A 14417-nucleotide genomic window follows, 5' to 3' on the forward strand; every position below is an offset into this window, starting at 1 on the left:
CAACAAGGCGCGCGCGAACCTCAGGCGAGGATCCTGGTGTTCCTGGTCGTCGGGCTGGCGTCCACCAGGTGAACGCGGTTCCGGCCGTTGTGTTTCGCGTGGTAGAGGGCCTCGTCGGCGCGCCCGACCACCTCGTCCGCGGCCTCCACGCCGTCCCACCGGACCAGCCCGGCGGAGAACGACTGGCCGTGCGGGGTCACCTCGCGCAGCCGGTCCAGGATCCATGCCGCCTCCGGCGGGGCGGCGCCGACGAGGAGCACGCCGAACTCCTCGCCGCCGTAGCGGGCCAGGGTGTCGCCGGGGCAGAAGCGGCGCCGAACAGCACGTAGGCGGCCATCCAGCCGGCGTCCATGGCGCCGCCCGCGTACACGGCGATCGTGTTGACGACGCTGTAGAGCACGTCGGTGCCGAGCGTGAGGCCGAACGCGCCGATCAGGAACCGGTAGCTGGCGCTGCGCCCGCCGGGGCTGGTCACGAGGCGCAGCAGCATCGACATGAGCAGCAGGTCGCCGGCGGGCGCGCCGAGCGACACGAGCCTCGCCAGGAGCCCGGCCGAGTGGTCCGCGGCGATCGGGCGCATCAGGAACGTCCAGGTCAGCAGCGCCAGGCCGGTGGAGATGATGAGCGCGTCCTGCAGCCCGGCCCAGTCCCGGCGGGAGACCGACCCTTGATGAGGATGTAGACGCCGGTCGCGAGGACGGGGGTGGCGGCGAGGTAGATCGCGTCGGCGTAGGACGGGAACGACGGGTCGTCGAGCGCGTAGTACCGGCAGGCGAACACGAAGTCGCCGGCGGACCACATCCCGATCCCGGCGGCGACGCAGTACCAGACCGACGGCCGGACCGGGCGGTTGCGCCGGATGCCGGCCAGGATCGCCAGCGTGCAGGACGCGGACAGGGCCGGGTAGAGCAGGCCGCGCTCGATGCCACCGGCCGGCAGCAGGTAGTACGCGACGATGACGAGCGCCCCGCACACGGTCCAGAGCTGCCAGGGTGCGGGGCGTCCGATCGTTGCCATGCCCACCTGGTTCGTCAGGCGGCGGGGGTGCGTGAAACGCCGGCGGGTGCAGGTGCGGCGCCGACAGGTGTTACCAGGTCACCGGTAGCGTCTCGACGCTGCGCACGATCATGCCCTGCTTGAAGCGCAGCTCCTCGTCGGGCACGGCCACCCGGACCGCGGGCATCCCTGCTCCGGAGGGTGACCGCCCGACAACCTATCGAAGCATGGAAATTCCTGCCGCCCCTGCGGTGTCCCCCTCGCCGCCTTCCGTGACGGCGCCCAGCGTGCCGTTCTCCAGGTGCACGAGGTGCCCGGTGACCGCCCGGGCGTGCTCGGGCTGCTGTTCGACCAGCAGGACGGTGAGCCCGGTGCGGGTCAGCTCGGCGACGACGGACCGGACCCGCGCGGCGAGGTCGACGGCGAGCCCCTCGCACGGCTCGTCGAGCAGCAGCAGCCGCGGCTGGGTCAGCAGCGCCCGGGCGATCGCGAGCATCTGCGCCTCGCCGCCGGAGAGCTGGTTGCCCTTGTGGGTGAGTCGCTCGCCGAGCCGCGGCAGCAGGTCCAGGACGCGCTGCCGGGTCCACTCCCCCTTGCGGCGCGACAGCGTCAGGTGCTCGGCGACGGTGAGGCTGGCGAAGACCCGGCGCCCCTGCGGCACCAGCGCGACACCCGCCCTGGCGATCGCGTGCGCCGGTCGCCGGGCCAGCTCGGTGCCGCCCAGCCGGACGCTGCCGGAGCGGGCCTTGACCAGGCCGGCGATGGTGTGCACGAGGGTGGTCTTGCCGGCGCCGTTCATCCCGAGCACCGCCAGGGCCGTGCCCTCCGGCACGGACAGGTCGACGCCGTGCAGGACGGTGCCGCCGCCGTACCCGGCGTGCAGCCCCTCGATGGTCAGCGTCATGGGGCCACTCCGGCGTAGGCGGCCGCCACCTCGGGCGAGGAGCGGGTCTCCGGGACGGTGCCGGTGTGCACGTGACGGCCGGAGTGCAGCACCGTGATCCGGTCGGCGAAGCCGTAGACCAGGTCGAGGTGGTGCTCGACCAGCAGGATCGCGACGGTGAGCGGCAGCGACGCCAGCAGCGACGCGAGGACCTCGACCTCCGGCGGGGCGAGACCCGCGGCGGGCTCGTCGAGCAGCAGCAGGCGCGGCTCCCCCGCCAGGGCCATCGCCAGCTCCAGCTGCCGGCGCTGCCCGTGTGACAGCGCGCCCGCGAGGGTCTGGTCCACGCCGGTCAGCCCGACGCCGGCGAGCAGGTCCCGGGCGTGCTCGTGGGCCCTGGCGCGGCGGCCGGCGCGCAGCCGTCCCCACGGCCGGCGGGCGGCGACGAGCACGTTGTCCAGCACCGGCAGGCTCGACCAGACGGCCGGGTGCTGGTGGGTCCGGCCGACGCCGAGCCGGGCCCGGCGGGCCGGGCCGAGCCGGGTGACGTCGCGGCCGTCGAGCCGGATGCGGCCCGCCGTCGGCCGCAGCGACCCGGCGACCAGGTTGAGCAGCGTGGACTTGCCGGCGCCGTTCGGGCCGATCAGCCCGACCCGGTCGCCGGGCGCCATCCGCAGGTCGACACCGTCCAGGGCGGCGAGGTCACCGTACCGGCGACCGAGCCCCTCCACCTCGAGCACGTCAGTCATGCGCCGACCGCTTCCCCAGCAACCCCCGTGGCAGGAGGTACACGCAGATGATGAACAGCCCGCCCAGCACCAGCGGCGCGTGGCCGGGCAGCGGCCCGGAGACCCAGTCGCGGGCGGCGACCACCAGGCCCGCGCCGAGCAGCGCGCCGACGAGCGAGGTGGCGCCGCCGATGACGACCGCGAGCAGGACGAGCGCGGAGACGTCGAAGCCGCCGTCGCCGGGCGAGACGTAGCGCTCGACGGTGACCAGCAGCGCGCCCGCCGAGCCGGCGAGGGCACCGGCGACCACGTAGGCGACGGTGAGGTACCCGGCGACGGGGTGCCCGCTGGCCCGCATCCGCTGCTCGCCGTCGCGGGCGGCCCGCAGCATCGCGCCGGCCGGCGAGCGCAGCACCAGCAGCACCGCGCCGACCAGCACCGCCACGACGGTGAGGACGTAGAGGTACGTGGCCCGGTCGGTGTTGAGCGTGATCAGCCCCGGCAGCGGGGCCGGGGACGCGAACGCGAGCATGCCGTCGGTGCCGTTCGTGACCGACTTCCACCGCCCGGCGACGGTCGAGGTGAGCTCGCCGAGCGCCAGGGTGATCATGAGCACGACGACGCCCCGTGCGTAGACCACCAGCGGCGCGGTGACCAACGCGAACAGCGCCCCGGCCGCGGCCGCGGCGAGCAGCTGCACGACGCCGATCGCCACGTCGTGCCGGACCAGGGTCGCGGCGGTGTAGGCCCCGACGAGGTACGGCGCGGTCTGCCCGAGCGTCGGCAGGCCCGCGACGCCGGTGAGCAGCGCGACGCTGACGGCGAGCAGCCCGATGACGAGGATCCGGGTGAGGGTCTTGGTGGCGTAGTCGTCGAGGACCCACGCGAGGGGCAGCAGCACGGCGATCAGCGCCGGGAACCCCAGCGGCGCGAGGCGCCGCAGCGGGGCCGGCAGCGCGGGGCGCTTGAGCGCGGTCATGCGGCGCTCCTCCCGGCCGACAGCAGGCCACGGGCCCGCGCGGACAGCACGACGGCCATCGCGCCGAAGAGCAGGAACGGGGCGTAGTCCCGGGTCGTCTCCGAGGTCACCCCGATGGTCTGGATCTCGCCGACCGCGATCGCGGCGACGAACGCGCCGCCGATCGAGCCCATGCCGCCGAGCACCACCACGACCAGGGACAGCATGAGGACCAGGTCCGCGGTGCGCGGCCCGGGGCCGATGATCGGGGCGCCGAGCGCGCCGGCGAGCCCGGCGAGGGCACCGCCCGCGGCGAGGATGCCGGTGCGCACCATGAACGGGTTGACGCCGAGCGTGGCGACCATGTCACGGTCGTCCACGGTGGCGCGGACCAGGCTGCCGAGGCGGGTGCGGGCGACGACGACGTAGAGCGCCACCGCGATCAGCGCGGCGACGCCGATGAAGGCGAGCCGGTAGCCGGGGTACGAGTGCCCGGCGATGGTCACCGCCCGGTCGAGGCTCGCGGGGATCCGCACCGGCAGCTCGTCGGGGCCGAACACCCCGACGAGCAGGTCGCCGGCGACGAGCGCGACGCCGAACGTGAGCAGCGCCTGCGCCAGGTGGCCCCGCCCGGCGAGCGGAACGAGCAGCGCCGACAGGACGGCGCCGCCGGCCGCCGCGGCCACGGCGCCGATGAGCACCGCGGCCGCGAGCGAGGCCCACGACCCGTCGCTGACCTTCGCCGCCGCGTAGGCGCCGAAGGCGAACAGCGTGCCGTGCGCCAGGTTGAGCACGTCACCGACGCCGAAGGCGAGAGTGAGCCCGGCGGCGACGACGAAGAGCAGCAGGCCGTAGGCCACGCCGTCGACCGCCGGGATCAGATACGCGTCCAACTCGGTCAGGCACCGACCGTCGCGAGGTCCTGCACCATGACGTTGGCGAGGGCCCGGCCGTCGTTGCGGACCTGCCGCAGGTACCACTTCTGGATCGGCGAGTGGTTCTTCGGGCCGAACTGCCAGTTGCCACGCGGCGACGCGATCTGGCCGAGCTTGGCCACGGCGGCGTTGATCGACTCGGGGGTCGGGTTGTCGCCGGCCGCGGCGATCGCGCGGTCCAGGACGGCGGCCGCGTCGTAGGACGCCATCGCGTACTCGGTCGGGGTCGCGTCCGGGTGCTTCTGCTTCCAGGCGGCGACGAACTTGCGGTTCTCCTCGTTGTCGAGGTCCGGCGAGTAGTTGCAGACGTTGAGGATGTTCCGCGCCGCGTCGCCCTGCGCCTGCAGCACCGAGCCCTCGGTGAGGAAGCCTGCGGCGTACAGCGGGATGTCCTTCGCGTCGGACTGCGCGTACTGCTTCACGAAGTCGATCGCGGCCTTGCCGGCGTAGAACGTGTAGACGGCCTTGGCGCCGCTCTGCTTGATCTGCGACAGGTACGGCAGGAAGTTCGTGGTCGCCGGGAACGGCGTCCACGTCGCCTTGCCGTTGACCAGCTGGCCGCCGATCTTCGTGAACTCGGTGGTGAAGCCGCCGACCTGGTCGAAGCCGCCCTGGTACTCCGGCCCGATCGCGAAGACCGGCCCGTTGACCTTGTCCTTGATGTACTGCGCGATGGCCTGGCCCGCGTCGGTGGACATGAAGCTGGTCGTCCACACGCCGCTGAGGTCCTTGAGCTCCGGCCGGCCGTTGGAGCCGATCAGCGGGATCTTCGCCTCGGCGAGCAGCGGCGCGACGGCCGCGACCGAGCCACCGCCGACGATGCCGGTCAGCGCCACGACCTTCTCGTCCTTGATGAGCTTCGTCGCGGCGGGCAGCGCGGTCGGGGCGCCGTCGCCCTCGTCGGCGATCTTCAGGTCGATGGGGTGGCCGCCGAGCTTGTTGTCGTGCATCGACAGGTACAGCTCGAAGCCGCTCTTCAGGTCGGTGCCGACCGCCTGGTAGGTGCCCGTGAGGGAACCGAGGAAGCCGATCTTCAGGGTGGAGGCGGCGGCGCCGCTGTTGGACTTGGTGTCAGCGTCGCCGTCGGCGCAGCCGGCGGCTGCGACCAGCAGACCGGCGGCGAGCACCGCACTGACCAGCGATCGTCGTTGCATGGTTCTCCTATGTGTTCTGCGTTCGCGGTTGGTTCGCGGAGGGGTTCGCGGAGGGGTTCGCGGACGTTCGTTCTGTGACGCGGTTCTGGTCGGTGGCACGGTTCTCGGCGTCGGCGCGGTCATCGGCGCCGGCGCGGTCGGGTCAGCGGCGGGCGGCGGTGCGCTGCGCCAGGGCGTGCTCGGTGACGGCGACCAGGATCTCCTTGGCCGACGCGCGGGAGCGGACATCGGCGTTGATCATGGGCACGCCCGGGCTGACCGCGAGGGCGTCGCGGACGTCCTCGAGGTGGTAGCGGGCCGCGCCCTCGAAGTGGTTCACCGCGATGACGTACGGCAGCCGCCGGTTGTCGAAGAAGTCGATGGCGCCGAAGCAGTCGGCGAGGCGCCGCGTGTCGGCGATGACCACGGCCCCGATCGCGCCGCGGCACAGCTCGTCCCACATGAACCAGAACCGCTTCTGCCCGGGCGTACCGAACAGGTAGAGCACGAGGTCCTGGTACAGCGTGATCCGGCCGAAGTCCATGGCGACGGTGGTGCTGCCCTTGTCCGGCACGAGCGTCGAGTCGTCGTGACCGAGGCTGGCCGCGGTCATCACCGCCTCGGTCGTCACCGGCGGGATCTCCGAGATGGCCCCGACGAGGGTCGTCTTACCGGCGCCGAAACCGCCCGCAATGATGATCTTGACAGCGGTCGGCCGCCCGCGCCCCGGAGTGGTCATGCCGGCGCTCCGCGGACCGTCGGGGCCAGCGCGTCACCGATCCGGTTGGCCAGCTCGGTCATCTCGTAGGACACCTTGCCGACGTCGGCGTGCGGCGAGGCGAGCACCAGCAGCGACGCACCGTCGGTGAACGCCATGGTGAACATGAAGCCGCCGTCGAGCTGGGTCACGTTGGAGATGACGCTGCCCGCCTCGAAGAACCGCGCCGCGCCGGCGAGCAGCGCGACGAGACCACTGCCGGTGGCCGCCAGCTGGTCGGCCCGGTCGCGCGGCAGCGCGCGGGTGTGGGCCAGGACCAGCCCGTCGGTGGAGATCGCCAGCGCGTGGCTGACATCGGGGGTGCGGGTCGCAAAGTTGTCCAGCAGCCAACCGAGATTACTCGGGTCGGTCACAGAAGTGGTCCTCTCTTGCTGTTCTTGGTGCGTCAGGGAGCCCATGCGGATCAGGAGCCGCCGCCCGGCCGGCGGCCGGCCACACCGCGGGCGTAGGCGGACATCGCGGCGGCGACCTTGCTGGGGTCCCGGCGCGGTGCGGTGGAGCGTTCCCCCTGTGCCGGCGCGGCCGCGCCGGGCACCAGATGTCGCTGCGGCGCACGGACCGGCAGGCCGGACGCGGTGACGCTGCTGACGTCCGGCGTGGCCGCCTGCTGGGCGGCACGCCAGCCGACGTCGGCGCTGGACTCCCAGTTCGTGGGCTCCTCGGGCGCGGCGTACACGCCCGTGTCGGCGAGCTCGACGGGTGTCTCGGTGCGGAACCAGCCGTTGACCGACTGGAAGATCGGCAGCTCGATCGAGTCGTCGGCGTCGGCGAGGATCGAGGGCACGTCGGGCTCCGGCAGCGGCGGCCACGAACCCGGGCCGGGCGGCATGGGCATCGGCTGCGGCGCGCGGTACTCCTGCACCGGCGCGTACTCCTGGACCGGTGTCTGGACCGGTGCGTAGTCCTGGACCGGTGTCTGGACCGGTGCGTAGTCCTGGACCGGCGCGTAGTCCTGCACCGGCGCGAACTCCTGCGTGGGCGTCGCGACCCGGTACTCCTGGGTGGGCACGTCGAACAGGCTCGGCGGCGCGGTCCGCGGCGCGGGCGTGAACAGCTCCGCGGCGACCGGGCGGGCGGCGGGACCGCCCCCGTTGCCACCGCTGCCGTTGCCGTTGCCGCCGCCGCTCTGGGCGTACCCGGCGGGCAGGCTCGCGGTGACGGCCGGCGCGAGCTGCGGCTGCCGCTCCGAGGCCATGATCGGGCGGAACACGTCCTTGGGGATGACCACCTCGGCGAGCGTGCCGGTGTGCTGGCCCGGCCGCAGCTGCACCTGGATCTGGTACCGCGCGGCGATGTGCCCGACCACGGTGAGACCCATGGCGCGGACCGCGGCGATGTCGATCGCGGGCGGCTGGGCGAGCAGCTGGTTGAGCTGCTCGCGGCGCGACGGCGGCAGGCCTACGCCCTCGTCGACGATCTGCAGGATGACCCGGTCGCCGAGGGCCCGGCCGGTGACCCACACCTCGGACTCCGGCGGCGAGTAGCCGGTGGCGTTGTCGAGCAGCTCCGCGAGCAGGTGCACGATCTCGTCGACCGCCTCGGCGACGACCGCGACGTCGTCGTCGACGCTGCCGAACCGGACCCGGGTGTAGTGCTCGATCTGCGAGATCGCGGCCTGCAGGACCTTGCCCATCGGGGCGTCCTCGCGGCGGACGCGGGCCGCGCCGGAGCCGCCCAGGACGAGCAGGCTCAGGTTGATCCGGGCCATCCGGGTGGCGAGGTGGTCCAGCTGGTACAGCTGCTGCAGCCGGTCGGGGTCGGTCTCGTCGCGCTCGACCCGGTCGACCTGGGCGAGGACCGCGTCGACCAGTCGCTGCTCGCGGCGCGACAGGTGGACGAAGATCTCGGCGACGTTGGACCGCATGACGGCCTGCTCACCGGCGATGCGGACCGCCTCGCGGTGGACCGCGCGGAAGGCCTGGGCCACGTCGGCGACCTCGTCCGCGCCGCCGACGACGAGCTTCGCCGAGGCGCGGTCCGCGACCTCGTCCGGGTCGACCGTGCCGGGCGCGGCGGCGCGCAGCTCCGCGACGACCGCGGGCAGCTGGTCGTAGGCGACGTCGCGGGCCGAGTCGTGCAGGGCGCGCAGGCGGCGGGTGATCCGCCGGGCCACGACACCGGTCAGGACGATCGCGATGAGCAGCACCAGGGCGACGCCGGCGATCTGGAAGCCGGCCTGGGTCATCTGCTCGTCGCGCAGGTCGCCGACCTTCTTCTGGATCGCGTCGTCGACCTTCTGCTGGACCCCGAACAGCAGGCCCGACCAGCCGGACATCGCGTTGATCCAGCCGCCGGTGTCCAGGCTGAACCGCTCACCGGGCCGGGTGCGGCTGACCTGGTCCTGCAGCCGCTGCGCGGCGACGATCTGCTCGCCGGTGCTGGCCTGCTCGTACCACCTGCGCCACTCGGCCGGGGCGAGGTCGTTGAACTGGACCGTCGCCTCGATGAAGCTCGTCCGGGTGGCGGTGATCTCCTGCTGCAGCGCGGGGGTCAGCTCGGTCGCCGCGACGGCTCGCAGCACGGCCGCCTGCTGCTGGCCGAGGGCCTCCGCGGCGCGCGACAGGGCGGCGGCGGCGCGGATCTGGTCGGCGAGCTCGGTCGGGGCGCCGGAGCGGGCCACCGACTCCCGGTAGGACAGCAGGTCGGCGATGAGGATGCGGTAGCTGAACGCGATCCCGGACACCGACGCGCGGGCGTCCTTGCGGACCTGCTCGCGCAGCTGTGCCAGGCCGTCGAGGTTCGAGTCGACGCGGCGGACCACGTCCGGCACGTCGCTGATGCCGGCGCGGCTCTCGCGGTACGCCGTGACGTTGTCGTCGGTGATCATCACCTGCGACGAGTACGCCTCCAGCTGCGCCGGGTTCGGGTTGAGCAGCACGTTGACGGCCGCGGCCCGCTCGCGCTGCAGCGCGTGGGCGAGGCCGCCGGCGTCGGAGGCGAGCGCCGAGAGGTCCTGCAACTGCCGGCTGCGGTTCACCTGTTGGACGGTGGTCACCAGGGCGATGCCGGCGAACACGACAACGGCGACGAGCGGCACGCCCACGATGAGGCGGAGCTGGTCGATGATGCGCCGGCCGGGCCGCTCGCGCCGTCCTGCCCGTGGGTCGCGCTCAGGCGCGGCCGGGGCGGCGGCGTGACGGGTCGGCCGACGATCGGGACTCAGCCGAGGGTCGCGCTCCTGTCTTGGGACGGGCAGCGACGACGTGCTCTGGCTTTGGGTCACGAAGAGTCCCCGCAGGCATCCGAGATTGACAATACGGGTCAGTCCTGACAAGCAGGCGCATGACGTTGAGCACAATCACAGCTCGGCCGATCCATGTCAATACCGATGTCGCACGCGCGCCGCCGATCGCCTTGTTTTTCCTCATCCGTTGGGTTGGTGTACACGAACCCATACGGACCCTAACGGCTGCCACGGGGCCAACTTCCGCTGGCCACGGGACGCCGGGCGCAACGGTGACGTTTCCAGGTTTTTACGGGACGGAAATACTCACCCAACGCGCTGTCGACAGCACAAAGGGTAAGCATTTGTCATGGGTAACATAATTTTGTGCCAATGTCCTATGGGGTCGTGAATACGTTGTTCGCGATCCGGACCTGGTCCTCGTCAAGGCAGGTCCGGCCGCGGAAGCCGAGCCGGCGCAGGACCACGCCGGACGGTTCGCAATCGGTGCCGGGCGGGCACGCCGCGGCGATCGGCGGCGCCAGCCGGGCCGCCGCGCCGGCCATCACGACCATCGACCGGGCCCACAGCAGCTCTCGCTCGTCGTCGCCCGGCTCGACCAGCAGCTGCCGGGCCAGGGGGCCCTCGGCGAGCTGGAGCCGGGCGACCCGCGGGGCGCGGGCGATCTCGGCGGCCTGCAGGACGGCGGCGGCGGTCGCCAGGCGGGGAACGACGGCGATCCGCCCGACCGGCAGCCGGGCCGCCTCCTCGGCCTCGGCGATGACGGCACTGAGGGCGGCGATCTCGCTGGCCGACTCGGCGGCGACGCAGACCCCGGTCAGCGCGGGCGAGACGACGACCCGCAGCGCCTGCCGGCCGCGCTCCGTCGCGTCCAGCCGGACCCAGACCGCCTCCCGGGCCGCGTCCACGATCCAGCCGCCGACGGCGGCGGGGTCGGCGGCGCCACCGAGGTCGACCACCAGGGCGTCAGCCTCACTGGTACCGATGTTTCCGACATTTCGGATATCGGGGATATACAGCCACGACCGCATAGTTCGATCATCGGTCGGAAGTGCGCACGGCGCACGTCGTGCGGTGCGTTTTGACCGTTTAGCCCTTCTTGCGGCCGGGTATGCATGCACGCTGAATGGTGACCGCGACGACAGGGGGAGTCATGGCATCCGACGCCGTCACGCTGATCATGAATGACCACCGGCTCATGGAGCAGCTCTTCGACCGGCTCCGAGCCGGCTCGGGCGACCGGCAGCTGCTGCTCGACGAGATCGCCGCGCGGCTCACCGCGCACAGCCACGCCGAGGAGCAGCAGGTGTACCCATCGCTGCCCGACGAGGTCGCGCACCGCGGCGCCGACGAGCACCACGAGGCGGAGCGGATGCTCCACGACCTGCAGCGGATGGGCCCGGAGGACGAGTCGTTCAACGACCGCCTGGAGGACTTCATCGCCACCGTCGGCCACCACGTCGAGGAGGAGGAGACGTCGACCCTGCCCGCGCTGCGCGAGTCCGTCGACGCGGCCCGCCTCATCGAGATCGGCGCCGCCTTCGAGCAGGTCCGCCTGGAGGAGCTGGCGGTCGCCGGCATCAGCGTCGGCTGAGCCCGGCCCGCACGCCCGGACAGGCGTCATGAGCGCGATCGCGGGCCGACCCGGCACCGGAATCCGGTGGAGGTGACGGCTCGGCCCCGCTTGGGTACAGTCGGGCAGGTCATGGTGCTTCTGCGGGCTTCGCCGACCGCGGCCGTCGATGCGGCGCGGCTCAGCGACCTGCCCGCGCACCCCGCGCCGCAGCGGGTCCGCGACCATGTCGTCATCCTCGCCAGCACCGGCCAGGGCACCCACACGATCGACTTCGTGACCCACGCCTGCCGCCCCGGCACGCTGCTGTGGGGGCGTCCCGGCCAGGTGCACCAGTTCGGCGGGCAGGCCGGCTTCGACGCGACCGTCCTCGCCTTCCCGCCCGCCACGCTGCCGGCCCTGCCGCCGCTGCCCGTGCGGCTCGTCACCGACCCGACCGCCCCCACCTGCTGGCAGCCGGCCGGCGAGGACGAGGAGGCGATCGTCGCGGAGATCGCGCAGATCGCCGTCGACCGGGCCCGCAGCGACGGCAGCGAGCTGAGCCGCGCCCTCCTCGCGCACCAGGTCGCGGTCCTGCTGATGCGGATCGTCGCGCTGGCGCCACCGGTGCGCTCCGGCCCCGCCGCCGACCTGATCGACCAGCTCCGCGCCGAGATCGAGCGCGACCTCACCCACCGCCGGGTCGAGGACTACGCCGAGCGGCTGGGCTGCTCCGTGCGCACGCTGACCCGGGCCGGCCTCGTGATGACCGGCCGCAGCGCGAAGCAGATCGTCGACGAGCGGATCGCCCTGGAGGCCAAGCGCCTGCTCGCCACGAGCACGCTGCCGGTCGCCGAGGTCGGCCGGCGGCTCGGCTTCGACGAGCCGACCAACTTCGGCCGGTTCTTCGCCCGCGAGACCGGCCTCACCCCGGGCGCCTTCCGCGCGACGCTGCTGCGCTCCCCCGCCCCGCCGCGCGTGCCGCACCAGCGCTCGTCCCTGCCGGGCCGCCTCACCCCGCTGGCGCCCCGCACGGCCTAGACCTCCGGGGTCAGGCGGCAGCCGGACGGGCCCTCCGGCACGGGGATCGACAGCTCGCTCGCCGCCTCCTCGCGGCCCACGAACGGCACCAGCGTGAAGTACGCGAGCATCGGCAGCAGCGCGGGGAGCTGCTCGACGCGGCCGGCGGCGACGTGGCGGTAGATCGTCGCGTAGATGCCGCCGACGACCGTCTCGACCAGCTCCTCCGGCATCGGCAGGTCGCCGGCGCTCGGCGCCTCGCTGAAGAAGCGGTCGAAGCGGCGCAGCAGCTCGGCGCGCTCGGCCCTGGCCAGCGGGCCGGCGGCGTCGATCTCGACCACCGCCGTGGTGGCGAAGGCCGGCAGCTCGGCGAGGACCTGCAGGAGCACCCGCAGGGCGGCGCGGGCGCCGTCGCGCCAGACGGGTTCGGCGCGGAACGCGGACTCCATCAGGTGCAGCAGGAGGTCGGTGCCGTGCCGGTACGTGGCGATGAGCGCGTCGTCCTTGCCGGCGAACAGCGCGTAGAAGGCGGGCCGGGTCACGCCCGCGGCGCGGCAGATGTCGCTGACCGTCGCGTTGCCGTAGCCCTTCTCCGCGACGGTGTGCACGACGGCGTCGTAGAGGCGCTCCCGCTGGTTGGCGGCGACGACCTCCGGCGGGACCCTGCTCGGGCCGCGTTTGATGGCGCGGGACGGGTCGCGCGCCTCACGGGCCCCGGGCAGCGGGCTCAGCGGGTGATCTGCCATACCTCAAGTATCGATCAGGCACGCTCGCACCGGGGCGGCGCAGGGGGTGGCGGGAGGGGCACGGAACAGGGCAGAGTATCGGCGTGTCCTCGTCCGCCCAGCTTGCCAACGCCGTGCAGGGCGCCCGCGCGGTCGCGGCGCAGGGCGACGTGCGGGGCGCGTTCTCCCTGCTCGACCAGGCGCTCGACGCCGCCACGGGCAGCCTCGGGGGCGACGACCCGGACGTGCTCGCCGCGACCTGCGTGCTCGCGAAGTTCCACACCGACCTGGGCGAGCTCAGCGACGCCAGGCGGGTCCTGGAGGAGGGGCTCGCGGCCGGCTACCACCGGCTCGGCGACGGGCACGCGGTGATGCTCGCCCTGTCCTACGAGCTGGCCCGCATCGCCGACGAGCTCGGCAACGTCTACGAGGCGAAGCGGCGCTACGGCCAGCTGGCGAGGCTGGGACCGGCGGCGCTCGGCGAGGACCACCCGAGCGTCCGGGCGGCGCGGCGGTACCTGGGACTGCCGGAGCCCGCGGTGCCGGCGACGGCCTTCCACGCCCCGCACCCGTCGGCGCCCGCGCCGTTCGAGCCGCTGTCCGCGCCGACCGGGACCACGTCGCCGAGCCCCGCCCCGCCGGCCTGGCCCGTCGACCAGCGCTCCGGCCCGGCCGGCGGCTCGAACGGCGGCTCGAACGGCGGCTCGAACGGCGCGGCCACGCCGGCCGCCGCGACCGCGCCGGTGACGCCCGCCCCCGGTGGCGGCCCGGACGCCGACGACCGGCCGATCTTCCATCCGGAGCCACGACCGGGTGACGTGTGGCCGCCGGAGCCCGTACACGCCCCGCTGTGGCGACCGGACGAGCAGGACGACTGGGACGAGCCGGTGCCGCGGGAGGCACCGGGCGAGCAGGGCTGGCAGGAGGTGCGCCAGGGCGTCCTGCAGCGCCCGGCCGCGCAGCCGTGGCCGGCGCCCGCCCCGGCGGAGGAACGGCACCGCGACCCGTGGGTGCCGGAGCCCGCGCCGCCCCGCCGCCGCTCGCCGCTGATCGCGCTGCTGGTGATCCTGGTCTTGGCGGTGCTCGGCGGGGTCGCCGCGGCGGTCATCTCGTTCGTCGCCGCCCGCCCCGACCAGCAGACCGGCGCGGCCGCCCCGACGAGCGCACCCCCCGGCGCCACCGGCGAGGCCACTACAGATGGCGCCAAAGCGCCGGGCGCACTGAAGCTGCGGGACGACAAGACGTCCATCACACTGACATGGACCGATCCGTCGCAGGGATCGGTGCCGTTCATCGTCGCCGGCGGCCAGCAGGGCGCGCTGCGACAGCTGCAGGTGCTCGCCGCGGGCGCCACCACGTACACGCTCAACGGCCTCAACCCGAAGCTCAACTACTGCTTCACGGTCGCCGCCGTCTACTCCACGGACCGCGTCGCACTGTCGGATCTGGCCTGCACGCAGCGGAAATAACGAAGCGAACCGATCTAGACACGCCGGGTGTGCATCACACATCGACAGGAATATGA

General features: G+C 73.4%; 16 protein-coding genes. 3 read left to right on the top strand and 13 right to left on the bottom strand.

Annotated features, from left to right (window positions below; all coding sequences use genetic code 11):
* Positions 1 to 20: 20 nt before the first annotated feature.
* From AB0I21_RS19095 to AB0I21_RS19150, 12 genes are all read right to left on the bottom strand, one after another.
* Positions 21 to 290 (bottom strand): diguanylate cyclase, encoded by a 270-nt coding sequence (locus AB0I21_RS19095; protein ID WP_360562849.1) that lies wholly within the window; start codon positions 288 to 290, stop codon positions 21 to 23.
* Complete coding sequence (locus tag AB0I21_RS19100; RefSeq protein ID WP_360562725.1) at positions 197 to 580, bottom strand: hypothetical protein; 384 nt, start codon at positions 578 to 580, stop codon at positions 197 to 199. Before AB0I21_RS19100 ends, AB0I21_RS19095 begins: the two co-directional genes overlap by 94 nt.
* 14 nt (positions 581 to 594) lie before the next feature.
* The gene (locus AB0I21_RS19105) at positions 595 to 1017 is read right to left on the bottom strand and encodes a hypothetical protein (protein WP_360562727.1); all 423 of its coding nucleotides are present in this window, start codon (positions 1015 to 1017) and stop codon (positions 595 to 597) included.
* A gap of 196 nt (positions 1018 to 1213) precedes the next feature.
* Positions 1214 to 1900, bottom strand: a complete 687-nt coding sequence (locus AB0I21_RS19110; protein ID WP_360562729.1) for an ATP-binding cassette domain-containing protein — start codon at positions 1898 to 1900, stop codon at positions 1214 to 1216.
* Positions 1897 to 2628, bottom strand: a complete 732-nt coding sequence (locus AB0I21_RS19115; RefSeq protein WP_360562731.1) for an ABC transporter ATP-binding protein — start codon at positions 2626 to 2628, stop codon at positions 1897 to 1899. Before AB0I21_RS19115 ends, AB0I21_RS19110 begins: the two co-directional genes overlap by 4 nt.
* Positions 2621 to 3586 (bottom strand): branched-chain amino acid ABC transporter permease, encoded by a 966-nt coding sequence (locus AB0I21_RS19120; protein WP_360562733.1) that lies wholly within the window; start codon positions 3584 to 3586, stop codon positions 2621 to 2623. Before AB0I21_RS19120 ends, AB0I21_RS19115 begins: the two co-directional genes overlap by 8 nt.
* Positions 3583 to 4458 (bottom strand): branched-chain amino acid ABC transporter permease, encoded by an 876-nt coding sequence (locus AB0I21_RS19125; protein WP_360562735.1) that lies wholly within the window; start codon positions 4456 to 4458, stop codon positions 3583 to 3585. Before AB0I21_RS19125 ends, AB0I21_RS19120 begins: the two co-directional genes overlap by 4 nt.
* A gap of 5 nt (positions 4459 to 4463) precedes the next feature.
* Positions 4464 to 5654 carry an ABC transporter substrate-binding protein gene (locus AB0I21_RS19130; RefSeq protein WP_360562737.1) on the bottom strand — a complete coding sequence of 397 codons (1191 nt, stop codon included), beginning with the start codon at positions 5652 to 5654 and terminating at the stop codon, positions 4464 to 4466.
* 142 nt (positions 5655 to 5796) lie between these two features.
* Positions 5797 to 6372, bottom strand: a complete 576-nt coding sequence (locus tag AB0I21_RS19135; protein ID WP_360562739.1) for an ATP/GTP-binding protein — start codon at positions 6370 to 6372, stop codon at positions 5797 to 5799.
* Complete coding sequence (locus AB0I21_RS19140; protein ID WP_360562741.1) at positions 6369 to 6764, bottom strand: roadblock/LC7 domain-containing protein; 396 nt, start codon at positions 6762 to 6764, stop codon at positions 6369 to 6371. The genes AB0I21_RS19135 and AB0I21_RS19140 overlap by 4 nt, the downstream gene beginning before the upstream one ends.
* Before the next feature lie 50 nt (positions 6765 to 6814).
* On the bottom strand, positions 6815 to 9448 hold the full coding sequence (locus AB0I21_RS19145; protein WP_360562743.1) for a nitrate- and nitrite sensing domain-containing protein: 2634 nt from the start codon (positions 9446 to 9448) through the stop codon (positions 6815 to 6817).
* A 524-nt stretch (positions 9449 to 9972) separates the two neighbouring features.
* Entirely contained in the window at positions 9973 to 10626 is a 654-nt protein-coding gene (locus AB0I21_RS19150) for an aldolase/citrate lyase family protein (RefSeq protein WP_360562745.1), read from the bottom strand.
* 122 nt (positions 10627 to 10748) lie between these two features.
* On the opposite strand from AB0I21_RS19150, the gene AB0I21_RS19155 reads away from it, so the two are divergent.
* Together AB0I21_RS19155 and AB0I21_RS19160 are read left to right on the top strand one after the other, a co-directional pair.
* Positions 10749 to 11189 (top strand): hemerythrin domain-containing protein, encoded by a 441-nt coding sequence (locus AB0I21_RS19155; RefSeq protein ID WP_360562747.1) that lies wholly within the window; start codon positions 10749 to 10751, stop codon positions 11187 to 11189.
* A 111-nt stretch (positions 11190 to 11300) separates the two neighbouring features.
* Complete coding sequence (locus AB0I21_RS19160) at positions 11301 to 12188, top strand: AraC family transcriptional regulator (RefSeq protein WP_360562749.1); 888 nt, start codon at positions 11301 to 11303, stop codon at positions 12186 to 12188.
* Here the strand turns inward: AB0I21_RS19160 and AB0I21_RS19165 are convergent.
* Positions 12185 to 12913 carry a TetR/AcrR family transcriptional regulator gene (locus AB0I21_RS19165; protein WP_360562751.1) on the bottom strand — a complete coding sequence of 243 codons (729 nt, stop codon included), beginning with the start codon at positions 12911 to 12913 and terminating at the stop codon, positions 12185 to 12187. The two genes, AB0I21_RS19160 and AB0I21_RS19165, sit on opposite strands and share 4 nt — an antisense overlap.
* An 83-nt stretch (positions 12914 to 12996) precedes the next feature.
* Between AB0I21_RS19165 and AB0I21_RS19170 the strand changes: the two genes are divergently transcribed.
* The gene (locus AB0I21_RS19170) at positions 12997 to 14361 is read left to right on the top strand and encodes a fibronectin type III domain-containing protein (protein ID WP_360562753.1); all 1365 of its coding nucleotides are present in this window, start codon (positions 12997 to 12999) and stop codon (positions 14359 to 14361) included.
* Positions 14362 to 14417 lie beyond the last annotated feature (56 nt).

Origin of the sequence: Dactylosporangium sp. NPDC050588 (genome assembly GCF_040654975.1) — a bacterium.
In the GTDB taxonomy this organism is placed as follows: domain Bacteria; phylum Actinomycetota; class Actinomycetes; order Mycobacteriales; family Micromonosporaceae; genus Dactylosporangium; species Dactylosporangium maewongense.